The following is a 21,473-nucleotide window of genomic DNA, read 5'->3' as shown; positions in this document are numbered from 1 at the left end:
TGGAGAACGACAGTGATTGGTCAGAAATGGAATGTGATGGTTACCGGTGGCGCCGGCTATGTCGGCAGCGTGCTGGTTCCCCAGTTGCTGGCGGCGGGCCACAAGGTCACCGTGCTCGACCTGTTCATGTATGGCGAGGACGTCTTCAACGCCGTCCGCGACAATCCCAATCTGCGCCTGATCAAGGGCGACATCCGCGATGAGGCCGCGATCAACGAGGCCCTGCGCGGCAACAATGCGGTGATTCATCTCGCCTGCATCTCCAACGACCCCTCGTTCGAACTGGATCCGGCGCTCGGCAAGTCCATCAACTACGACTGCTTCCGTCCGATGGTGCGGGCTGCGAAGAAGGCCGGCATCAAGCGCTTCATCTATGCGTCCTCGTCCAGCGTCTACGGCATCAAGGACGAGGCCGAGGTGACCGAGGAGTTGTCCTGCGAACCGCTCACCGACTACTCGAAGTTCAAGGCGATGTGCGAGACCGACCTTGCCGAAGAAGCCGCATCCGGCTTCGTCACCTGTACGGTTCGTCCCGCCACCGTCTGCGGCTACGCACCGCGGCAGCGGCTCGACGTCGTCGTCAATATCCTGACCAATCTCGCGGTCAACACCGGCCGCATCCGCGTGTTCGGCGGAACGCAGAAGCGGCCCAACCTGCACATCGAGGACATGTCCGCGGCCTATCTGTTCCTGCTCCAGCAGGATGACGCGAAGATCGACGGCAAGACCTACAACATCGGCTACGAGAACCACTCGCTGATGAAGATCGCCGACATCGTCAAATCGGTGGTCGGAGACAATGTCGACGTGGCCGTCGAGCCGACCGACGATCTCCGTTCCTATCACGTCTCATCGGAGAAGATCCGCCGCGAGCTCGGATTTGCGCCGACGCACACGATCGAGCAGGCCGTATCCGGCCTCGTGGACGCCTTCAAGGCCGGCCGCCTGCCGAACTCGCTCAACGATCCCAGGTATTTCAACATCAAGATGATGCAGAACATCAGCCTGAAGTGAGCGGCGTGCGGATCGGCATCGACTTCGACAACACGATCATCTGCTACGACAAGGTCTTTGCCGCCGTCGCGCGGCAGCATGGGCTGGTGCCGGAGGGCTGGGACGGGCTGAAGACCGAGGTGCGGAACTATCTGCGGTCCCGCGCGGGCGGCGAGCTTGCCTGGCAAGGACTGCAAGGCTTCGTCTATGGCAAGGGAATTGGCGGCGCCGAGATCTATCCCGGAGTCCGCGAATTCCTCTCAACGTGTCGCACGGCAGGCGCGAGCGTCTATATCGTCAGCCACAAGACGCAGTTCGGCCATCAGGATCCCGACCGCGTCGACTTGCGCGAGGCCGCGCGCGGCTGGTTGAGGGGTGCAGGTCTCGTCGACGCCGCCGGTGCGGCGCTGCCCGCGGGCAACATTTATTTCGAGGACACGCTGGCGGCGAAGGTCGAGCGGCTTGCGAGCCTGAAGCTCGATGTCTTCATTGATGATCTCGTCGATGTGTTCGAGCAGCCACATTTTCCGAAGACGACGCGATCGATCCTGTTCACGCAGTCGCGGCCTCCCCATCCCGCGCATTGCGAGCCGATCGCGACCTGGGCCAACATCCGCCGCGGAGTGTTCGCGCAATGAGCGAGCCGGACATCAGCGTCCAGGATGCGGTCTCGATCGGCAGCCGCCTCTCCGGCGCGCGGGTCGCGGCCGCCCAACCGGCGCGGTCCGGAGGCAACAACCGGGTGTTTCGGCTGGAGATGGCGGAGGGACCGCCCCTCGCCCTCAAGCACTATCCGTCCGATGGGCGTGATCGCCTGGGACAGGAATATGACGCGCTCTCGTTTCTGTCGCGCCACGGCATCACGTCGACGCCGCGGCCGATCGCGAAAGATCCGGCTGCGTTCTGCGCATTGTATCAATGGTTCGACGGTGATGCGGCAGTTCTGCATCCCCAGGACGATGATGCCGATCAGCTGGCCGATTTCCTGATCGAGCTGCAAAGGCTCCGCAACGCGGACGGCGCGCAGAATTTGCGGAGCGCGTCAGCCAGCATCTTTTCGCCCGAGGAAGCCATCGCGCAGTACGAGCAGCGCCTGGACGGACTGCGGCGCGCATCGCAGGATCATCCGGACCTGCGCGCGTTCATGGACGGCAGCCTGGTTCCCAGCACCGCCATCGCAATCCGGCAACTCCGTCGACGCTATGCGGAACTGGGCCTGGATCCCGCAGCGGTCCTTGTGCCCGCCCATCGCGCATTGAGCCCGTCGGATTTCGGACTGCACAACGCGCTGCGCGCCGACGACGGCAGACTGCGATTTATCGACTTCGAATATTTCGGCTGGGACGATCCGGTCAAACTCGTGACTGACACCGCGATCCATCCGGGCAGCGATCTGCCGGCTGCCGGCGCGAACCGATTGATCGAACGGCTCTCGCGCGCCTTCGAAGCTGGGGATGACGCGTTTGCGATCCGCCGTGACGTACTGTATCCTGTGTTCGGGGCGATTTGGTGCCTGATTGTCCTGAATGCCTATTTGCCGGAAAGCCGCTCCCGGCGCGCTCTGGCTGCGCAAGGTGGCGATCTGACGGTCCGCCTCGCCGGCCAGCTCGACAAAGCCCGCCGGCTCCATCAAACGATTTGCCAACGTGATCCAGATCTCACCCCACGCTGAAGCCGCCCTCACCTGCACGCTGGACGAGCGCAGCCTTTATCTGCGCCGCCTGGTCCTCGGTTCTGTCCGCTCGGCCGGACGCGGCCATGTCGGTCCGGCTCTGTCGCTGATCGAGATGGTCCGCGTGCTCTACGACGACGTGTTGCGGATCGATCCCAACAACCCGCGCGATCCCGATCGCGACCGCGCGATCCTGAGCAAGGGACACGGTTGTCTGGCGCTCTATGCGCTCTTGGCCGATCGCGGCTTCTTTCCCCTGTCAGAGCTGGACGGCTTCTGCGGGTCCGACAGCATCCTGGGCGGACATCCCGAATACGGCATGGTGCCGGGCGTCGAGGCCTCGACCGGCGCGCTCGGCCACGGCCTGTCGATCGGCGTCGGACTCGCGCTCGCCGCACGCATGCGCGAACGCAGCTACCGGACCTTCGTCTTGCTCGGCGACGGCGAGATCAACGAGGGATCGGTGTGGGAAGCCGCCATGGGCGCGGCCAAGCACGGGCTCGACAACCTGGTCGCGATGATCGACTACAACAAGCTCCAGAGCTACGGGCCGACCGACTACGTCCTGCCGCTGGAGCCGCTTGCGGACAAATGGCGCAGCTTCGGCTTTGCCGTGCAGGAACTCAACGGCCACGACGTCGGCGCGCTGCGCACCGTCCTGAAGCAGGTCCCGGCCGTTCCGGGCAAACCCACCGCAATCATCTGCCATACCGTCAAGGGCAAGGGTCTGCCGCCGGCGGAATCCAACGCCGATTGGCATCACAAGAACAAGCTGACCGACAGCGAGCTCGACGCCATCCGCGTCGCCGTCGGCGATTTTTGATCGGCTCCCCATGCGCAACACCGCGATGAACATGGTCCACAAGCTCGCCGCGCGCGACGAGCGGGTGCTTTACATCGGCTCCGATCCCGGCGCGGGCACCTTGCGCGCAATGAGCAAGGAGTTTCCCAAGCGTCATCTGATCGAGGGCATCTCGGAGGCGCACATCATCGGCATGTCGGCCGGTCTGGCGATGGAGGGCTTCGTGCCCTACGTCAACACCATCGCGACCTTCCTCACCCGCCGCTGCTACGAACAGGTGGCCGTCGACCTCTGCCTGCACAATCTGCCGGTGCGGCTGATCGCCAATGGCGGCGGGCTCGTCTATGCGCCGCTCGGCCCCACCCACCAGGCGATCGAGGACATCGCCATCATGCGGGCGCTGCCGAACATGACGGTGATCTGCCCATGCGACGCCGACGAGGCGGCGCGCATGATGGAGCAGACGCTCGACTGGAAGGGTCCGATCTACATCCGGCTCGGCAAGGGCGGCGACGCCATCGTCTCCAAGGCCGAGCACGGCTTCGAGATCGGCAAGGCCATCCTGATGCGGCCGCCGGGCGATGTCCTCATGGTGACCACCGGCATCATGCTCCAGCGCGCCCTCGCGGCGGCCGACCTTCTGGCCGCGCAAGGCATTCGCGCCGGCATCCTGCACATGCACACGGTGAAGCCGCTCGACACCGCAGCCCTGCTGCAGGCGGTCCGCGGCACCAGGCTCGTGGCGACGCTGGAGGAGCACGTGCCCTCCGGTGGCCTCGGCAGCGCGGTCGCGGAGGCCTTGATCGACAAGCTCGGCTCCGGCTTCCCTGCGATGCTGCGTCTGTCGCTGCCGGACCGCTTCATGCACAATTACGGCTCGCAGGACTCGCTCCTGAAGAAGCACGGCCTTTCCGCTGGTGCGATTGCGACCTCGATCGAGCATGCGCTCGCCGCCTCGCGCACCTCCTCCCCTCAACTTCATTCCACCTGACGGGTCACATGTACGACGTTCGATATTCCTACCTGCTCGAGCAATTCGCCGACCCCGCTCCGATCCTGGCCGAGATCGGCCGGCTGGTTGCGACCGGTGACTTCACCCTTGGCAAGCCCGTCGCCGAATTCGAGAAGCGCTTTGCCGAGCTGATCGGCGTGCGTCATGCCATCGGCGTCGGATCGGGCACCGACGCGCTCAAGCTGCCGCTCAAGGCGCTCGGCATCGGCCATGGCGACGAGGTCATCACCGCCGCCAACACGTTCATCGCCACCGTCGGCGCGATCGCGGAGACCGGCGCGACGCCGGTGCTGGTCGATTGCGACGATTCCTTCTGCATGAACGTCGACCAGGTCGAAGCCGCAATTACCAAGAAAACCAAGGCGATCATGCCGGTCCAGCTCACCGGCGAGGTCACCGACATGGGCAAGCTGATGGCAATCGCGCAGCGCCACAATCTTCCGGTCGTCGAGGATGCCTGCCAGGGCATCCTGTCGGAGTTCGCCGGAAAACGCTCCGGCACCCACGGCATCGCGGCCGGCTTCTCGCTGCATCCGCTCAAGAACCTCAACGTCTGGGGCGATGCCGGCGTCGTCGTCACCAATGACGACGGGATGAACGAGCGGCTCCGCCTCATCCGCAACCACGGCATGAAGAACCGCGACGAGATCGCGATCCTCGGCTGCAACTCGCGGCTCGATTCTCTACAGGCGGTGGTGGGCAACTGGCTGATCGGCCAGACCAGCGAGATCACGCGACGCCGGATCGAGAACGCCGCCTATTACGACGCGGGCCTTGCCGGCCTGCCCGGCCTGCGCATCCCGCCGCGCCGTCCCAACGTGAAGCACGTCTACCACCTTTACATGGTGTTCGCCGAGCGCCGCGACGAGCTCTACAAATATTGCCTGGAGAACGGCATCGAGGCGAAGATCCACTATCCGATCCCGCTGTATCAGCAGGAAGGCCTCAAGCATCTCGGCTACGCGCCCGGCACCTTCCCGGTCACCGATCGCCATGCCAAGGAAGTCATCAGCTTCCCCGTCGACCAGCATCTGACGCGCGCACAGCAGGACCGCGTCATCGAGACCGTCAGGAAGTTCTGCCATGGACGCTGACACCGGCCGCCGGCGCATCGGCTACGTCAATCTTCCCGCGCAATTCGAGGAAGAACGCGCCGAGATCATGCAGGCGGTCGAGGGCGTGTTCCAGCGGGGCGATTTCATCGGCGGGGCGGCGGTCGCAAAGCTCGAGGATGAACTGTCCACGTATCTCGGCTCGCCCCATGTCGTGACGCTGAATTCCGGCACCGACGCGCTGATCCTCGCCATGCGCGCGCTCGACATCGGCCCGGGCGACGAGGTCATCACCCCGCCGAATTCGTTCGTGGCATCGACCGCGGCGATCATCGCGGTCGGCGCCACGCCGGTCTTTGCGGACGTGCTGCCGGACCAGAACATCGATCCGGCCGCGGTCGAGGCTGCCGTCACGGCGCGCACCAAGGCGATCATGCCGGTGCATCTGACCGGGCGCATGGCCGACATGGCCCCGCTGATGGCGATCGCGGGCAAGCACGCGCTCGCCGTGATCGAGGACAGCGCCCAGGCGATCGGCTCGACCTGTGACGGCCGGATGAGCGGCACCATCGGCACGTTCGGCTGCTTCTCTGCCCATCCCTTGAAGAACCTGAACGCCGCGGGCGATGCCGGCTTCCTCGTCACCGCCGACGCCGAGCTCGCCGGGCGAATCCGCCGGCTGCGCAATCACGGCCTGATCAACCGCAGCGACGTCCAGGAATGGGGCATCGTCTCGCGGCTCGACACGCTTCAGGCCGAGGTGCTGCGCATTCGGCTGCGTCACCTGCCGTCGGTGATCGAACGCCGGCGGCGCAACGCCGCGCAATACCGCGCGGAGCTCGCGGGCCTGCCGCTGTTCATTCCGCCCTGCCGCAACATCGAGTTCAACACCTTCCACACCTTCGTCGTGCAGACCGACCGTCGCAACGATTTCCAGAAATATCTTGCCGACAAGGGCATCGAGACGGCGATCCACTACCCCGTCCCGATCCACCTGCAGCCGGCGGCGGCGCATCTGGGTCATGGCCGCGGCGCGTTCCCGGTGACGGAACGGCAGGCAGACCAGATCCTCACCCTCCCCATCAACCAGTTCCTCTCGGCCTCCGACATCAGCTATATTTGCGCGACCGCCCGGGAGTATTTTGCATGACGGACACGGACTTCCTGCACGCCGACGAGCAGGCGCTGGCGCAGCGCTTCATCGACGATGGCTTCGTCACCACGCCGGCTGACGATCGCGCCGGGCTCGACCGGATCCAGCGTCGTGCCGCCGAGCTCGCGGCGGACTATCTCAAGCTGCCGCACAGCAACGATCCCTACGCGATGCTCGACACCATCCACACGCGGGTGAGCGTGGATGATCTGAACGGCCTGCGGCTGCACGTCTTCAACGGCCTCAACGCCGAACCGTGGTTCCGGCCGACCTACTTCCGTCTGGCGCGCTCGACGATCGAGACCATCGTCGGCAACGAGCTCTGCATGCAACGCCGCGTCAATCTCAGCATCCAACTCCCCGGCGACAGCTCGTCGCTGCTGGCCACCCATTCCGACGTCTGGTCGGGCGACTCGCCGTTCGAAGTCGTGGTGTGGGTGCCGCTGGTCGACGTGCGCCGCACCAAATCGATGTATCTGCTGCCGCCGTCCCTGAACGGCGAGATGCAGGACCGGATGGCCAGCCTGCGCAGCGCCGAAGAGCTGTACAAGACCATCAAGCCGCACGCGACTTTCATCGAGATCCCATACGGTCACGTGATGCTGTTCAACCAGACCCTGATGCACGGCAATCGCGTCAACGAGGAAGCCGGCACGCGCTGGAGCATGAACTGCCGCTTCAAGAGCATCATGTCGCCCTACGCGGACAAGCGCTTCGGCGAGTTCTTCGAGCCGATCCTGCTGCGCCCGGCGACTCGCGTCGGCATGCAATACAAGCTGCCCGGAGGCTTCCATGGCTGAGCGAGCCGGCCACCGCGGCTATATCGGCGCCCGGCCGCTGAACGGCAGCCGCACCCCGCAGCACGTCCAGAACATCGTGATCCGCGACTACGCGCGGCGGAAGAACCTGCATTATCTGTTGAGTGCCGCCGAGCACACTATGCCCGGCAGCTACATGGTGATCGAGGACATCCTGGACGAGTTGCCGCGGCTGCGCGGCCTGATCCTCTACAGCATCTTCATGCTGCCGCCCGACGAGGCACGGCGGCGGCAGATCTACGACCGCGTGCTGCGCGAGGGCTGCGACCTCCACGCAGCGGTCGAGGAGATCACGCTGTCGTCGCAGAAGGACATCCAGGCGGTCGAGGACATCCTGCTCGTCAATAAGTTCGCGACCATCCTGTGACGATGGCGCGGGGCGGTTGACGATCATGGCCGAGATCAACCTGCTGCAGCCGATGCACGCGTCGACCAAGAGGAACTACGTCCAGCGCGTGGTCGAGCACGACAAGGCGGAATCCGCCACCGTCGCGCGGCAATGGGGGCGCGACTATTGGGACGGCGAGCGGCGCTACGGCTACGGCGGCTATCGCTATGACGGCCGGTGGCGACCGCTGGCCCAGACCCTGATCGATCGCTACGGCATCAAGCCCGGCATGAGCGTGCTCGACGTCGGCTGCGGCAAGGGCTACCTGCTCTACGAGTTCACCCAGCTCGTCCCCGACCTCAGGATCGCCGGCATCGACATCTCCGACTACGGCATCGCCAATGCCAAGGAGGAGGTGCGGCCGCTGTTGACGGTCGGCAGCGCCGTCGAGCTCCCCTATCCCGATCACAGCTTCGATCTCGTGGTGTCGCTCGGCGTGCTGCACAATCTTCCGCTCGAGGACGTCTTCCGTGCCGTGTCGGAGATCGAGCGCGTCGGACGCGGCGCCTCGAAATATCTGATGGTCGAATCCTTCCGCAACGAGCGCGAGAAGGCGAATCTGCTTTACTGGCAGCTCACCTGCCTGAGCTTCCACGGTCCGCAAACGTGGGCCTGGATTTACGACAAATGCGGGTATCGGGGCGACCATGGGTTCATCTTCTTCGAATGAAGCAGGCCTGCGCCGGCCGTCCTCGTTGCGCGCGCAAAATCCGGAAGTATACTATTCGGACGACGCGATCGTCACGGCAGACGACGCCACGATCGCGGAGCTGAAGCGTATCGCCGCCGGCAACCCGCGCCTGCGCAGCCGGCTTTGCACGCATCCCGATCCTTCCTCCGGCCTGCACGAGATGCTGATCGTGCATCATCGCGAGGCCTATGTGCGGCCGCACAAGCATTTTGGCAAACCCGAATCGTTTCACCTGATCGAGGGCACCGCGCAGGTCGTGATCTTCGAGGACGACGGCCGCATTCGCGACGTGCTCGAGATGGCACCCTACGGCCAGGGCGCCCTCTGCTATTACCGGATGCCCGAGAAGGTCTACCACTCGATCCTGATCACCTCGGAGTGGCTGGTGTTTCACGAAACCACCGCCGGTCCGTTCGATCCGTCCCGCACCGCATTTCCCGACTGGGCCCCGGACGGCAGCGACGCTGCCGCGGTCCAGGACTATGTCACGAAAATCGGCGCGCTCGCTGCGGAACATCGAGGCGGCTGAGGCAAGGCCTGGGGACGATGGACGATTCTGCCAATTCCGATGACATGACGGCGACAGGAGCCGCGGCTCTCCGACAGCGATCCCGACCGGGCATTGGATTTGTCTACGCGGCCCTCGCTCTTGCTGCTATTGCAAGCGCACCTGCACTGCTCGCGCGTGAGGTCTTCGGCGACGACTGGACCGTTTATTACATCTATTGGACCGAAGGCACAGCCGGCGTTGCCCGCGTGCTGTGGGAGTCCGCACACGCCGGCTTCGCGATTCCCATGACGCTGTTCGTCTGGCTCCTGAACGATACTCCCGACGTCGCCGCCCGCTTCGCTGGACTCGCTTGCCATCTTGTGAACGGCGTGTTGCTCTATTCCGTCCTATCGCGCTCTTCTCTCACAAGAATGATCGCGGCACTCGTTACCGCCCTGTTCTTGCTCAGCCCGTTCTATGCAATTCGCCTGACTCAGAATGCGGTCTATGATTTCTTCCTGCTCTTCTATCTGCTGTCCTATGAGCTGTCCTATTCGAAAGTCCGTGCGCTTCGATGGGCCGCGCCATTTAGTCTGCTTTTCTCGTTGTCGCTCGAGACACTGATCGCCCTCGAACCGCTCCGCGTCGCGCTTGCGTGGTCTAGCCCTGAGCATTGGAGGCAGAAGCTCGCGCGTCTTGTACCGTTCTGGCTGGCTGTTGCAGCCATGATCGTTCTGCGACTGACAATTCTGGGGAAGAGCGGTCACTACGCCGGACAATATAGTTTCGCGAACGATTTCACGATCATAGGCAATGCGCTTTATGCTCATCTCATGGCCTTCCCGCACGGCCTAAGCTACGCCTACTCTCACGGGTTCGCGCTGCTGGGGTTTCCTGCTTCCGTGGTCCTGACATTGGCCGCGATCACCGTGTTTCCTCTGTTCTCTTCGAGAGCATTGTGGACGCCCTGGGTGCTGAACAGCCGCTCGACCAGGAATGCGACACTTCTGCTGCTGATGTTGGGAGCCGCGATTGCCCTTATTGGGGCGCTGCCCTACGCACTTACCGGAATTTATGGCGACGTGACGCGGGGCGAGTCGAGGCTGCTCTTTCCCTCGCAGTTTGGCGTCTTGATCCTGATTGCGACCATTGTACAGGCAATTCCGGGATTGCGCGTACGCGCGGCGGTCGCGGGAGGCTTGATCGCGATCTTCGCATTGTCGTTGGCTCACGATTCCAAATGGCTGCTCTACGACGGGTTGCTCAGTAGCGACATGCTGCGGCAAGTTCGAGCAGCTTTGCTCGCAGATCCCGAGCCAAAGGTGGTGAAGCTCCAGGTCGAGGATTCGCACGTGTTCTCGTTCCGCTCACGATGCCTTGGCGCCAATGATATGAACGTGGCTCAGATGATGCTGCGCGATGCAAATCGAGAGCGGTCGTTCGTCTATACTGATTATTGCGGGGATTTCACCGATCCTCATTTCGTCGTGAACGGCAACTGCCCGGTTTCATATCTCGAGACCTTTCCTTGTCCGCCCCGCCGCGAGAGCTGGCGTTATCGCGCAGCACCGGGACTTCCGCGGCCCGACGACATTGGCTTCGTCGCGTTGCTGACAGCGGTCCTCGGAAACAGCCTCTCGGCCACGGAAGGCCGCGGTGAACTGGTGCAGCTGAAGGACGGAGAGCCGGCGCCTTTGGCGAGAGCCGAGTATCGGCCACCTTGCGACCGGCCCGGCGTCCGAGCGTCGGCCTGGTTGCTGGCTCTCCCCGCCCCCGCATGTGATGGTGCCGCCTCTGGAGTTCGCTAAACCACGCGTTGCGATGATCGAGCCGGCACGCGCGGCCCCGGATTTTTTGCCCGAAATGAACAGGCATGCCGTCAGCCATGAAGGGTTCCAGCGCCCGTCATTTCGAACGCAACATGCCACGCCAGAGGCAACCACGGGCTTCGCGGGATTGTTCAAGGAACGCTGTGGTGGTAGAAGCGCGGCGCAAGGGGAAGTTGAGGCAATTGGGGACTGGACGTGATTTCAGAGAGAGTTAGATTTTCCGCTGTGTTCGACGCAGCCTCCTCCACGACTTCGATCGTAGCCAGCCTCGAGACCTCCTAGTGGAGTACACAAGGGAATTCTCGATTGCCGCCAGAGCAGTTGTGGCCGCCCTGCTGGGATGCGCCGTCGCCTATGTGGTGCTGCTGCTGTTGAAAAATCACCTTCCGTCGTTTCAATCGAATTTCGTCGAAGGCTTCGATATGGCCTTGGCAGACAGGAATTGCGACTTCTGCAAGAAGGCGTTCTACGGCTCGTTCTTCCTGTCCGGGCCGATTGCGGCCGCAGCTGCATTGTATGCGACGCATCGATCATCGGGCTCGCTCACACTGAGCACCATCACGGCGAGCCTCGTCTACCTTGCACTCCACGCCGCCAACGATACGGGCAGGTCCGGGATCGCGATCGCCTTGCTGGCGGCCGCGGCCATCACCGTCGGTCTCAATCGAGGCGCCAACAATTACTTTCCTGCTGCAAGTCCCTCGACCGACACCCGGTTCAGCGTGGGGGCCGCCGATCTGCTCGTGATCGTATTCCTTGCCCTGCTGCTGGTCCCCTCCGACCTTGAAGGCGTAACGGCGGCCGTGAGGGACGAAGCGCACAAGGTAAGTTACTTCATCGGTCCGGCGCTCTATGGCTACGCCCCCGGTCTCGTTCCGGGATTGGACTTCCATTCGCATTATGGCCCCGCGCTCGGCTGGTTCTTTCATCTTATCATGGGAGACGGCTGGAAATCGGCGGCCATGCGAGCGGTCGGATTGAACATCGCGATCACGCTTGCAACGTACATCCAGGCCTACTTTCTTCTGAACTATTTGATCCGGTCGAAACTCGCCGCAATCGCCATCATCACGGCTCTCGCCGTGCTGGCTTTCTCCACAACCGGCCAGTTCTACTCGCCGTCTGCCTACCCGACGCGATTTCCTCTCTTGATCGTCTTTGCCCTCGCGATCAGCCTGCACTGCACCGCTCCGGGGCGCCTCACATGGCTGATCGTATCGGCCATCATGTGCGCCGTCTCGCTGCTCTGGCAGACCGAGATCGGACTGTTCTTCCTTGTGACAGGCACCTTTGTCGCCGCGATCGCCGGAGGTTTTCCGAGCTATCGCAATGCACTTGTGTTCGCAGTCACATCGATTGCCGCTGCAATCTTGATGTGCCTGGTGCTGTTCGGATCGAGAGCCTTCTCCCTGGACTTTCTGATCGAATGCTTCCGCCCGCTCGTACTCTACGGGACGGGATGGGGAAGCACGCCCATCAAATGGGACTTCGGCTGGGGCATCATCTACAATCTGCCGCTACAAATCGTCGGATGCATCACCGTCGGCTGGGCCTCAATTCGGCTGTCACGGCCCTGTGATTCCGCGCAGGACCGGTTCGTGACAGGGATTCTTCTGACACTGTCGATGATTGGCATGGCGCTGATGATCAAATGGGTCAATCGAACGCTCGACGCTGTCTGGCACCAGAACGCGTTGCCGCTGGTGATCGTCTCGGCTTGGTGGATCCGTCAATTTTCAGCCGGGTGGCAACCGTCGTTCCGAAGAGCCGCCGGCGCTACAGCGGCCGTTGCCACCATTCTTGCGCTGCTGCTCGTGCAAGACGAGAATAATCCACACCTCTACGGCCTGAGATCGTATGCAACTTATCCCAGCCTTCTGAGGTGGCCATTCGTCTCGAGCCCACCCGTCACGTGGCAGGAGGACCTTGACCAGATCACCGAGACTGAAACCAAGTTCATCCAGGAAAAAACCAGGCCAGACGAGAGGGTCCTGGTCATCGCCCTCAGGGATTGGGCCCATCTGGCGCAGGCCCATCGGGCGCCACTGGCCTATTTCATGCCGTTCTTGGTGTCCTTTGACGCGCGGTTCCTGGATCGCTCGATGAACCCGGCGGACCGGCTGTTTTATGATAGGATGGTGGAGCGCAGGCCGGAGTATCCCTATGTCCAAGAGGCCATGAAGCGGATCAAGAGAGATTTCGTGGCAGTGGAGACCAGGGGTAATTTGACACTCTATGAGCGGCGGCATTGACCTCGGCCGTGCTCGCGGCCCTTGAGAGCGCACATAGCTGGCCGTATCCACCTCCAATTGATGGGCGGCGGCACATCTTGCAAGACCTATCAACGGCTGCTACCTGCTTTGCCCGAGGACGCATCGGCCGGAGGAATGCTCCGCGCAACCCGGATATGATGTATCCGGGACCGTCTCGTTGCCGGCCACGGCGGCTTTCATTGAAGGTCGCCTCGTCAGACCTGCCCAAATGCGAGAATAATCAGTGACCGACCATTGCCGCCTTTGCCATTCGACCAACCTGCGACCGGTCATCGACCTCGGCCTGATGCCGATTGCTCATAGGCTTCGGCACAGCCGAAACGAGCAGGAGGAACGGTATCCGTTCGAGGTGCTGGCTTGCGGCGAATGTGGCCTGCCGCAGATCGTCAAGCCGATCGATCCCGAAATTCTGTATCGCCAATTCAATTACAATTTCAGCAGCTGGAAGCCGGAGCCGCACCAGGCGGACGAGCTCGACACCATCGCGAAGTTCTCGAAGCATCAGTCCGTGTTCGAGATCGGATGCAACGATGGCCTGTTCATGGACAAGCTGCGCGAGCGCGGCGCGAAGGTCTTGGTAGGCGTGGAGCCCAACCCTGTGTCGGGCAAGATCGCCCGCGAGCGCGGCATCAAGGTCTATTCCGACATGATCAGCCCCGCGCTGTGTCACGACGCCGTTGCCCAGGCCGGCAAGTTCGACCTCGTCGTCTCGCGCCAGGTGCTGGAGCACATCGTCGATTTCGAGAACTTCTTCGACTGCGTGAAGATCGCGCTGCGCGAGGATGGGCTGCTGTTCATCGACGTGCCTGATTTCGCCCCCGGCTCGGCAGCGGGCGATCTTTCCGTGCTCTGGGAGGAGCACGTCAGCTATTTCACCGAACCGACCCTGCTCGCTCTGCTGGCGCGCCATGGCTTCGAGGCGGTGTCCGTGAAGAAGTACAATTTCAGCGGCGGCAGCCTCGCGATCGCGGCCCGTCGTGCCGCGGGCCGCGTGACGCCGCCGCCCGCGCCGTCGGGAGTCGGCGAGAAATTCGGTCAACGTGCACGGGAATATGGCGCGCGCCTTCGTCCGATCCTCGCGAAGGCCCGGGCCAATGGTGCCGAGATCGCCATCTACGGCGCCGGCTGCCGCGCCTGCACCTTCACCAACGCCCACGAGCTGGCGGATCTCGTCGACCTCTCGGTCGACGATCAGAAAGAGCGGCAGGGCTTGTTCCTGCCCGGCACCGGCATTCCGATCCGCTCGCCGGAGGATCTCGCCAGCAAGTCAGAACCGCTCGTCTGTCTTCTCGCCGTGAACGAGGAGAACGAAGCCAAGGTCAGCAGCCGGCTGCGCGAGAACGTGAAACGGCCGCTGCACGTCGTTTCGATCTTCGCGCCCTCCGACATCTGGAGCGAGCTCGACCGTCTCGAGGCGGCCGCAGGGTCGCTGCATGGTTGAGGACAAGCTCTTCAACTACTACGAACGTCAGGACGTTCTGCCGACGTTCGGAAATTTCAAGTCGTCCGCCGAGCTCGAGGCTTACGGCGGCCAGCGGCGCGAACTGTTCTCGGACAAGCTGGTGCTGCCACCGCGGCTGTTCCGCAATGCCGAGGTGCTCGAATTCGGTCCTGATTCCGGCGAGAACGCTCTGGTGTTTGCGGGCTGGGGCGCGAACATGACGCTCGCCGAGCCGAACCGGCATGCACACCCGAAGATCCAGGCCTATTTCGCTCATTTCGGCCTGACCGAACGTCTCCGCGAGCTTGCACTCGCCGATGTCGAGGGATTCCGCAGCGACCGCGGGTTCGACATCATCGATGCCGAAGGATTCATCTACACGGTGCAGCCGACTGAAAATTGGCTCGGCGTCTTCCACCGGCTGCTCAACCCCGACGGTTACGCCGTCGTGTCCTACTACGAGCGCCATGGCGGATTCTTCGAGCTCGCGCTCAAGGCGATCCATTCGGCCGGCAAGGCATTGACCGGCCGTCCTGCGCTCGAGACGGCGAGGATGCTGTTCGATGCGAAATGGAGCAGCATTCCGCACACCCGCAGCTTCGAATCCTGGCTGATGGACGTGCTCGAAAATCCCTTCGTCCGGCATCGGTACTTCCTCGACGCGGCGGCCTTGTGCACGGCGGCGCATGAACAGGGTTTCGACATCCATTCGGCATGGCCAGCCTATCGCGACAGCTTGGACGTCTACTGGCACAAGAAGGTTCTGCCCAACGACGAGAAGCTGCGGCGCACGGCGCGCCATCTGGACCGCAGCCGCCTGAGCTTCCTTGGCGGACGAAAGCTCTATCTGGTCGGCAACGCCGATGCAGTGGAGGCGATCTCGGCATCGATCGAGACGCTGGTTCCCGACGTTGATGCGATGATCGACGATCCCTTCGGCGAGAGCCTGCCGCGCGTGGTCGCGAACCTCGCGTCCCTGCGCGAGACGATCCGGACGACGGACATTCTCGCCGACGATGCTGCCGACATCGAAGCCATCACGGCAACGCTCGATAGTTTCCATCGCATCTTTGGCGCGATCGGGCGACGGGATGCGTCCGCGGTCACTGCCCTCACCCAGACGGATCCGGCGTTCATCAACACCTGGGGACAGCCGGCGCACTTCCTCGTCATCCGAAAGCGCTCCAAGGAATCATAGCCAGTGAAGCCAGGCATTGGCATCATCGGGACGGGCATGGTCGGCCAGATGTGCCACCTCGCCAATTTCGCTGCCAATCCCGCCTGCCGCGTCGTCGCGATCGCCGATCTCCGGCCGGATCTTGCTGCCGCCGCGGCGCAGAAGTTCGGCATCTCGCGGGTCTACGGCACGCACCGGGAGTTGCTTGCGGACAGCGCGGTGTCCGCCGTGGTCGTCGTGACGAAGCGGCGCGCGACCGGGCCGATCGTCCTGGACGCGTTGAACTGCGGCCGCCACGTGCTGTCGGAAAAGCCGATGGCCTACACGACGGTTCAGGCCGAGACACTGGTCGAAGCCGCGCGGCGACAGGACCTCATCTACAGCATCGGTTATATGAAACGACACGACGCCGGCGTGGCACGCGCGCTGGCCGAGTTGGCGCGTATCCGCGCAGACCAGTCGCTCGGACGCATCGTGGCTGCCCGAGGCTGGTGCTTCGGCGGCGACACGGGCCGCGCGCAGGACAATTTCGTGATGACCGGCGAAGCGCGTCCGGACGGGCTCGAACTCTGGGAGGATGGTCCCGACTGGATGCCGCGCGCGATGCGCCCCGGCTACGACAATTTTCTGAACGTCTTCAGCCATATCATCAATCTGGCGCGCTACCTGCTCGGACCATCGCCGACGCTCGCCGAAAGCTCGATCGAGACCTCCGGAGCCGCGTGCATGACCCTCGACTTCGACGGCATCGCTTGCACGCTGGATCTCGTGAACGGGTCCGAAGGCGCCTGGCGCGAGGGACTGACGATCGATTTTGAGCGCGGTGCGGTGACCATCGAGTTGCCCGCCCCCTTCGCCAAACAGGAGGCGCAGGTCATCGTCGATCATGACGGCGAATCAACTCGGCTGGTGCGCGCAGCCAGCTGGGCATTTCAGCGCCAAGCCGATGCCTTCGTCACCGATATCGTCGAGCGAAGAATACCCTTGGCCTCCGGCGCGGATTCAGTGACCGACATCTCGCTTGCAGAGACGGTCTGGAAGCGGCGGGCTAGCGGCAAAGCATGATCGCGCTTTAGCCGCTGCACCCTTGCTCGCGCTGTCGAGCGGATGGCCAGCGTCATTCAAGTCGAGGTCAAGACTCTCGGACCGAGGAATGGCATCGCGACACACGATTGGCATGCCCGTGTGACGACCGCAAGTCCGGGGCGCCGGGCTCTCTTGACCGGAAAAATGCGACCTCCTATAGACTTTCGCTCTGGCTGGGCCTGAGAGGCGTCCGGGGCGATTTACGCAATGAACATGCTACCGGGCCCGGCGCAGGCCGCTGCAATTGGTCTCAGCATCGCCTTTCCACTCCTGTTGCTGTGTTACGCGCGCATCGCCGCCACCGGCGGATCCGGCCGCCGCTTCCGTCTGGCCTGCGTCAGCGTCGTCGTGCTTTTCGCGATCGCCTGTATCGCGCTTCCAGGTCAACGCCACGTCGACGACGTGCTTGGCGGTCTGCTCCTGCTGGCGACGGCGATGATGTTTTGCTACATCCTGTTCAGCCTGCTGGCCTGGGGCTTTACGGTCACGCTGCTCACGGCACTGGTCAAGTCCGGACGTCCTCTCACTTTGGACCAATGGGCTGCGGCCTACATGCAGGGCGGCGACCTCGGCACCTTCGCGCACAACCGCCTGAAACTCCTGATCAGCTCGAGGCTAGTGGTGACGGCGGACGGCCGGCTGGCCCCGACGGCCAAGGGGGTAGCGGTCGCACATCTGGTCAAACTCGTTCGTTTATCGTCGGGTCTTGGGTGAGCAGCACAATGTCCTTCGCTGTCGGACTTGTCGCCGTCGTCGTCTTCGCCCTGCTGGCGCCTGCCTTGCAGCTCATGGCCCGCGCTCGCGCATGGGCGCTCGGACCCGTGATCCTGCTCGCGATCGCCGCGGTCGTCTCGCATGGTCTCGGCGTGATGCTCGGAATTTTCGCCATCCCGCAATTTCAGTATTGGAACGCCGCGTCGATTTTCGGATTTTGCGTCATGGCTTACGTTTTCGCCTTTGGCGCAGTCTATAAATCGGTCTCCCTGGACATCCTGCGCGGCCTCGTCGACCGGCCCGGTCGCAGGGCCCCGGTTTCGGACATCGCCGAAAGGCAGGTTCCGGATCTCTTCCGGGGACGAATTGGGAACCTGGTCGATGGCGGCCTGGTCGAACCGGTCGATTCGCACTTCAGGGCGACGGCGGCGGGCCGGAATATGGCAGGCCGCATCGGACGGCTGCGCCGCGCCTTCGGCATTGGCGATACCGGCCTCTACGATTTTTCCGATTAGTTGCGCGAAACACACACATCCCGCCTTTCGTGTCCGGTTGTGTGGACCATGTCCGGGAGCCACATTGTTCGCTCGGCTCAGATGACCTAGAGTTGCCCCGGGGTTCTACCAGTCAAGGGTAGCCGGCAACGGCGGCATAAGATGACACCTTCCAGGGCGGCTAAAAGGCTTACGATCGTCATCCCTGCACTGAACGAGCAGGATAAGATCGCCGACACCATTGGCGGCGTGCTGCCGCTCGCCTGCGAGCTGCTCGACGACTTCGAAATCTTCCTGATTGACGACGGCAGCACTGATGCCACCGGCGCGATCATGGACGAGTTCGCGGCGGGCGAGCCACGCATCATCGTGCATCACAACGCCGAACGGCGGGGTGTCGGCGCCGGCTTCGAATTCGCCCTGTCACGCGCGAAGTTCGATGCCATCACGCTCATTCCCGGCGATCACGCCTTCCAAAACGAAGGGATCGCCCGGATGTTCAAGGCGGCAGGCGCCGCCGACCTCGTCATCACCTATCGCGACAACCAGTCGGACCGCTCCATCAACCGCTCCCTCCAGTCGCATTCCCTGCGGTTCATCCTGAACTGCCTGTTCGGCTTCTGGCTGTCCGACTACCACAGCATGATCGTCTACCCCGTGAAATGGCTGCGCCAGATCGCGGTCAAGGCCGACGGCTACGGCTATCAGATCTGCGCATTGATCTCGCTGCTCCAGCTCGGCCTCACCTACGTGCAGGTGCCGGTCAGCCTGAACGCGGAGCTGAAGGGCTCTTCCCGCGCGCTGCGGCTGCGCACCTATTTCGAGCTCATCGGGACGATCTTCTCGCTGATCCGCCGCGTTCCCATCCGTCACGTCGATCTCAGCCAGGTTCCCGGCGACCGCGAGCGGGTCCCGGCGCGCTAGGCGGGGCCTGGCATTTGAACGTCGAGAATTGGGACCCGCTCCTTGGCGATTCGTCCGTGGGACGCACCGTCCCTATCCCGCCAGCATCTAGCTTAAGCAATTGATTTGACTGGCAGGAGTGGCAGGGCTCGAACCTGCGACCCCCGGTTTTGGAGACCGACTGGGATGCTCCCCGGCGATCCTTGAAAAGTCCTAACAGTACTGTTCTGTAAGGCTTTTTTCGCTTCAAACGTCGTTCCAGTTTTGTTTGCTCCCTTCCCGTATTGAGTGGTCTGTTAGCAAATCGGTTAGCAAACCGTTCTCGGATTGTTGCCTCACCACAAGGTACCGGCCCGGTACCTTAAAGCCGTCCTCCAACCAGCCGGGACCGCGCGGATGCGGGGCTGCGCAAGGCGGCTTAAAACGCGGCACGGTCCGTCTCTTGCGCGATCAGTACATCTGCAGCAGTCACGCCCTCCTCGGTCAGGCCGATGCTGGAACGTTCGTAGAAGGCCACGGATAGGCCCCGGCGTTGTCCGTAGAATTCGGTGATGAGACCCCGCTTGCTCAAGCGACTGCAGGCGCGGCGAAGCGCGGCTTGCGTTCGATTGTATCGAGCTTCGCCAACCTCATTCGGTGAGAACGCGAGCGCATCGACATGCCCGCCCTCGCGAACAGGGAAATTGAACAGGTCGCGCAATATTTCCGGAATGCTGCAGTTTTTTGGAATGTACGGGTTTGTCTTGAGCCAAAGCCCTGACGCCTTCACCTTGTCATCGCCGATCATGTCAATGAACGCCTGCATGACCTTGTCGCCAGTTAAAGCTTCACCCTTGATGTCGATCTCGAAGAACCAGTCACGCCCGTAACTCGGCCACGGATGAAACAACCATTCCGAATCTTTCAAGGCGAATTGCGCAAAAGCCATCCCCGAAGGGGCGGCAAGGTCAAACAAGCGGCTCAACTGGACATTGCATTGCTCGCCCGTAGCCTCCTTGGCAGCATCTCCGATCATCTGCTCAGCGAAAGCAACCTCCTCAAAAAACGATGTCCACTGGTCCATGTCCAACCGGTCAGCGCGCCCATCTGCCAGCGCACCAAAGTGGCGCTTGCGCACTTCGAAAATCTTGTTCAGTGCATTCGTCAGCGCGTCGTTGAGCCACGGCGGAGCGGGTAAGCACAACGTCACGCCCTCACGCGGCTCGATCTTCTGCCTCTTGTCGATCATGGCATGGCGTGCATAAATGAGGATGCGCTTTTGCAAGGCGCTGAGTTTAGAAACGGTTACATCCTTTTGCATTGCACGACCTTATAACCTGTTCGTCTCACCTCCACCGCATCACCAACCACACCGAGAACAGCAGCCACGCCAGCACGACTGCGACGATGAGGATGGATGTCATTCACACCGCCCGTCACGAAAGACGATGGCGCGCTTCAATATCTTGGCGTGCTCCTCATTCGCTTTCGCGGTCTCATTGGTTTCGTGACGTGCGGCGCGTCACGGAATTGATCATCCCTTGCCCTTATTCCACGTGGCCAGAAAGTCCCCCATCGATTTCTGCTCGGCTTCGAACACGACACGGCAGCGCTCCCACGCCACCGGCTCGATGTGCTTCATGATCTCGGCCTCGACACGGGCGCGCAGATCGTTCGGGTCCATCGCGTCCAGCTCCCAGCACAGCCGCCCGTACTCACTCCGAAACCACGGTGCGCGCGGGTCTTTAGCCTTCTCACTGACATTGAAGGCGGGCCGCCTGCCGAGCAGGTCGCAGTCGGCGCGAAGCAATGCAATCCGCCTGATCGTGATGTGATCGCCACCATAGCGGACAAGCCGTTCGGGGATGTCGCGCTCCGACATGTACAGCCCGCTTGGATCGAAATCGCCGACGTAGAGGATCGTCAGCGGCGTGCCGCTATCGGTTTCCGTCACATCGTTGAGGCTCGTCGCACTGCCGAAGCCGTGCATGACGCGGAAGCCAACGCCATATTGGTCAAACACGGGCTGCAACACACCCCGGATCGTGCCTTTCTCACTCCACACTTCGATGCGCTCTGGCTGCTGTTGCCAGAAGTCGCGCCGATACCACCGTGACACATCGCTCATGTACGCGGCGGGATTGTCCCACGTCGGCACCTGCTCAAGGGTTCGGGTCTCATCAACGATCCACTCCCATGGGATCGTACCTTCTTCACGCGCCTCCTTGAGCAGCCGATAGACAGTCGGCATCCTGTCCATCGAGTCGATCAGGTTCAGCGAGAACAGCTTGTAGCCGACACCACGCCCGGTAATCGGCTGGCTGGCTGCGGCGATCTCGTACATGGCCTTGATGATGTCGAGTGACTTCTGCGCCCGGCCACGACCCATTTTCGATCCTGTTCGAAAATACTTCCCCGGCACACAACAACCCGCCCCGTTCAATCAAGAGCGGGCTGTGTAGAGCCAAAATTTTGGAAGGTGCTGCGCGTTGCCAATAAGCCTGAC

21 protein-coding genes are annotated in these 21,473 nt (G+C 62.7%); 19 read left to right on the top strand and 2 right to left on the bottom strand.

From position 1 onward, the window contains the following. Nucleotides 1–12 precede the first annotated feature (12 nt). The 19 genes from AC1RQP_RS38850 (at nt 13) to AC1RQP_RS38760 (ending at nt 19,009) form a co-directional block, all read left to right on the top strand. Entirely contained in the window at nt 13–1,014 is a 1,002-nt protein-coding gene (locus tag AC1RQP_RS38850) for an NAD-dependent epimerase/dehydratase family protein (RefSeq protein ID WP_492942913.1), read from the top strand. Nucleotides 1,015–1,019: 5 nt separating this feature from the next. Next, nucleotides 1,020–1,631 (top strand): HAD family hydrolase, encoded by a 612-nt coding sequence (locus AC1RQP_RS38845; RefSeq protein WP_492942911.1) that lies wholly within the window; start codon nt 1,020–1,022, stop codon nt 1,629–1,631. Beyond that, nucleotides 1,628–2,665 carry a phosphotransferase gene (locus tag AC1RQP_RS38840; protein ID WP_492942909.1) on the top strand — a complete coding sequence of 346 codons (1,038 nt, stop codon included), beginning with the start codon at nt 1,628–1,630 and terminating at the stop codon, nt 2,663–2,665. Before AC1RQP_RS38845 ends, AC1RQP_RS38840 begins: the two co-directional genes overlap by 4 nt. After that, on the top strand, nt 2,640–3,488 hold the full coding sequence (locus AC1RQP_RS38835) for a transketolase (protein WP_239624478.1): 849 nt from the start codon (nt 2,640–2,642) through the stop codon (nt 3,486–3,488). The genes AC1RQP_RS38840 and AC1RQP_RS38835 overlap by 26 nt, the downstream gene beginning before the upstream one ends. Before the next feature lie 10 nt (nt 3,489–3,498). Then, nucleotides 3,499–4,458, top strand: a complete 960-nt coding sequence (locus tag AC1RQP_RS38830) for a transketolase family protein (protein WP_492942907.1) — start codon at nt 3,499–3,501, stop codon at nt 4,456–4,458. 8 nt (nt 4,459–4,466) lie between these two features. Further along, nucleotides 4,467–5,573, top strand: coding sequence for a DegT/DnrJ/EryC1/StrS family aminotransferase (locus AC1RQP_RS38825; protein ID WP_239624482.1), 1,107 nt, complete (start codon nt 4,467–4,469; stop codon nt 5,571–5,573). Then, nucleotides 5,563–6,681 carry a DegT/DnrJ/EryC1/StrS family aminotransferase gene (locus AC1RQP_RS38820; protein WP_492942905.1) on the top strand — a complete coding sequence of 373 codons (1,119 nt, stop codon included), beginning with the start codon at nt 5,563–5,565 and terminating at the stop codon, nt 6,679–6,681. The genes AC1RQP_RS38825 and AC1RQP_RS38820 overlap by 11 nt, the downstream gene beginning before the upstream one ends. Beyond that, nucleotides 6,678–7,484 (top strand): sporadic carbohydrate cluster 2OG-Fe(II) oxygenase, encoded by an 807-nt coding sequence (locus AC1RQP_RS38815; RefSeq protein WP_239624485.1) that lies wholly within the window; start codon nt 6,678–6,680, stop codon nt 7,482–7,484. The genes AC1RQP_RS38820 and AC1RQP_RS38815 overlap by 4 nt, the downstream gene beginning before the upstream one ends. Then, entirely contained in the window at nt 7,477–7,869 is a 393-nt protein-coding gene (locus tag AC1RQP_RS38810) for an LIC12192 family sporadic carbohydrate cluster protein (RefSeq protein WP_492942903.1), read from the top strand. The genes AC1RQP_RS38815 and AC1RQP_RS38810 overlap by 8 nt, the downstream gene beginning before the upstream one ends. A 25-nt stretch (nt 7,870–7,894) precedes the next feature. Next, nucleotides 7,895–8,560, top strand: a complete 666-nt coding sequence (locus AC1RQP_RS38805; protein ID WP_492942901.1) for a class I SAM-dependent methyltransferase — start codon at nt 7,895–7,897, stop codon at nt 8,558–8,560. Further along, nucleotides 8,538–9,110, top strand: coding sequence for a WbuC family cupin fold metalloprotein (locus AC1RQP_RS38800; RefSeq protein ID WP_239624489.1), 573 nt, complete (start codon nt 8,538–8,540; stop codon nt 9,108–9,110). The genes AC1RQP_RS38805 and AC1RQP_RS38800 overlap by 23 nt, the downstream gene beginning before the upstream one ends. Nucleotides 9,111–9,127: 17 nt before the next feature. After that, nucleotides 9,128–10,879: a hypothetical protein gene (locus AC1RQP_RS38795; RefSeq protein ID WP_492942899.1), complete on the top strand. Its 1,752-nt coding sequence runs from the start codon at nt 9,128–9,130 to the stop codon at nt 10,877–10,879. A 344-nt stretch (nt 10,880–11,223) separates the two neighbouring features. Next, entirely contained in the window at nt 11,224–13,152 is a 1,929-nt protein-coding gene (locus AC1RQP_RS38790; protein ID WP_492942897.1) for a hypothetical protein, read from the top strand. Nucleotides 13,153–13,396: 244 nt separating this feature from the next. Further along, complete coding sequence (locus AC1RQP_RS38785) at nt 13,397–14,614, top strand: class I SAM-dependent methyltransferase (protein WP_492942895.1); 1,218 nt, start codon at nt 13,397–13,399, stop codon at nt 14,612–14,614. Beyond that, a complete protein-coding gene (locus AC1RQP_RS38780; RefSeq protein ID WP_492942893.1) occupies nt 14,607–15,812 on the top strand; it encodes a class I SAM-dependent methyltransferase in 1,206 nt (401 codons plus the stop codon). The genes AC1RQP_RS38785 and AC1RQP_RS38780 overlap by 8 nt, the downstream gene beginning before the upstream one ends. A 3-nt stretch (nt 15,813–15,815) precedes the next feature. Then, the gene (locus AC1RQP_RS38775; RefSeq protein WP_492942891.1) at nt 15,816–16,856 is read left to right on the top strand and encodes a Gfo/Idh/MocA family protein; all 1,041 of its coding nucleotides are present in this window, start codon (nt 15,816–15,818) and stop codon (nt 16,854–16,856) included. 228 nt (nt 16,857–17,084) lie between these two features. Then, nucleotides 17,085–17,591 carry a hypothetical protein gene (locus tag AC1RQP_RS38770; RefSeq protein ID WP_492942889.1) on the top strand — a complete coding sequence of 169 codons (507 nt, stop codon included), beginning with the start codon at nt 17,085–17,087 and terminating at the stop codon, nt 17,589–17,591. A gap of 107 nt (nt 17,592–17,698) precedes the next feature. Continuing rightward, complete coding sequence (locus AC1RQP_RS38765; RefSeq protein ID WP_492942888.1) at nt 17,699–18,106, top strand: hypothetical protein; 408 nt, start codon at nt 17,699–17,701, stop codon at nt 18,104–18,106. 141 nt (nt 18,107–18,247) lie between these two features. After that, on the top strand, nt 18,248–19,009 hold the full coding sequence (locus tag AC1RQP_RS38760; protein ID WP_492942886.1) for a glycosyltransferase family 2 protein: 762 nt from the start codon (nt 18,248–18,250) through the stop codon (nt 19,007–19,009). Between the two features lie 397 nt (nt 19,010–19,406). Here AC1RQP_RS38760 and AC1RQP_RS38755 read toward each other — a convergent pair whose 3' ends face one another. After that, nucleotides 19,407–20,288, bottom strand: coding sequence for a hypothetical protein (locus AC1RQP_RS38755; protein ID WP_492942884.1), 882 nt, complete (start codon nt 20,286–20,288; stop codon nt 19,407–19,409). A gap of 213 nt (nt 20,289–20,501) precedes the next feature. Beyond that, nucleotides 20,502–21,356, bottom strand: coding sequence for a hypothetical protein (locus tag AC1RQP_RS38750; protein ID WP_492942882.1), 855 nt, complete (start codon nt 21,354–21,356; stop codon nt 20,502–20,504). Nucleotides 21,357–21,473: the final 117 nt, after the last annotated feature.

It is taken from the genome of Bradyrhizobium sp. GW821-FHT13H06, from assembly GCF_058803975.1.
This window is presented reverse-complemented; position numbering and strand designations above follow the sequence as displayed.

Coding starts and splice junctions, on each gene's coding strand:
- AC1RQP_RS38810 (WP_492942903.1), top strand. CDS start 7,477: ATGGCTGAGCGAGCCGGCCACCGCGGCTATATCGGCGCCCGGCCGCTG.
- AC1RQP_RS38825 (WP_239624482.1), top strand. CDS start 4,467: ATGTACGACGTTCGATATTCCTACCTGCTCGAGCAATTCGCCGACCCC.
- AC1RQP_RS38780 (WP_492942893.1), top strand. CDS start 14,607: ATGGTTGAGGACAAGCTCTTCAACTACTACGAACGTCAGGACGTTCTG.
- AC1RQP_RS38830 (WP_492942907.1), top strand. CDS start 3,499: ATGCGCAACACCGCGATGAACATGGTCCACAAGCTCGCCGCGCGCGAC.
- AC1RQP_RS38800 (WP_239624489.1), top strand. CDS start 8,538: ATGGGTTCATCTTCTTCGAATGAAGCAGGCCTGCGCCGGCCGTCCTCG.
- AC1RQP_RS38755 (WP_492942884.1), bottom strand. CDS start 20,288: ATGCAAAAGGATGTAACCGTTTCTAAACTCAGCGCCTTGCAAAAGCGC.
- AC1RQP_RS38760 (WP_492942886.1), top strand. CDS start 18,248: ATGACACCTTCCAGGGCGGCTAAAAGGCTTACGATCGTCATCCCTGCA.
- AC1RQP_RS38815 (WP_239624485.1), top strand. CDS start 6,678: ATGACGGACACGGACTTCCTGCACGCCGACGAGCAGGCGCTGGCGCAG.
- AC1RQP_RS38770 (WP_492942889.1), top strand. CDS start 17,085: ATGAACATGCTACCGGGCCCGGCGCAGGCCGCTGCAATTGGTCTCAGC.
- AC1RQP_RS38840 (WP_492942909.1), top strand. CDS start 1,628: ATGAGCGAGCCGGACATCAGCGTCCAGGATGCGGTCTCGATCGGCAGC.
- AC1RQP_RS38805 (WP_492942901.1), top strand. CDS start 7,895: ATGGCCGAGATCAACCTGCTGCAGCCGATGCACGCGTCGACCAAGAGG.
- AC1RQP_RS38750 (WP_492942882.1), bottom strand. CDS start 21,356: ATGGGTCGTGGCCGGGCGCAGAAGTCACTCGACATCATCAAGGCCATG.
- AC1RQP_RS38820 (WP_492942905.1), top strand. CDS start 5,563: ATGGACGCTGACACCGGCCGCCGGCGCATCGGCTACGTCAATCTTCCC.
- AC1RQP_RS38795 (WP_492942899.1), top strand. CDS start 9,128: ATGGACGATTCTGCCAATTCCGATGACATGACGGCGACAGGAGCCGCG.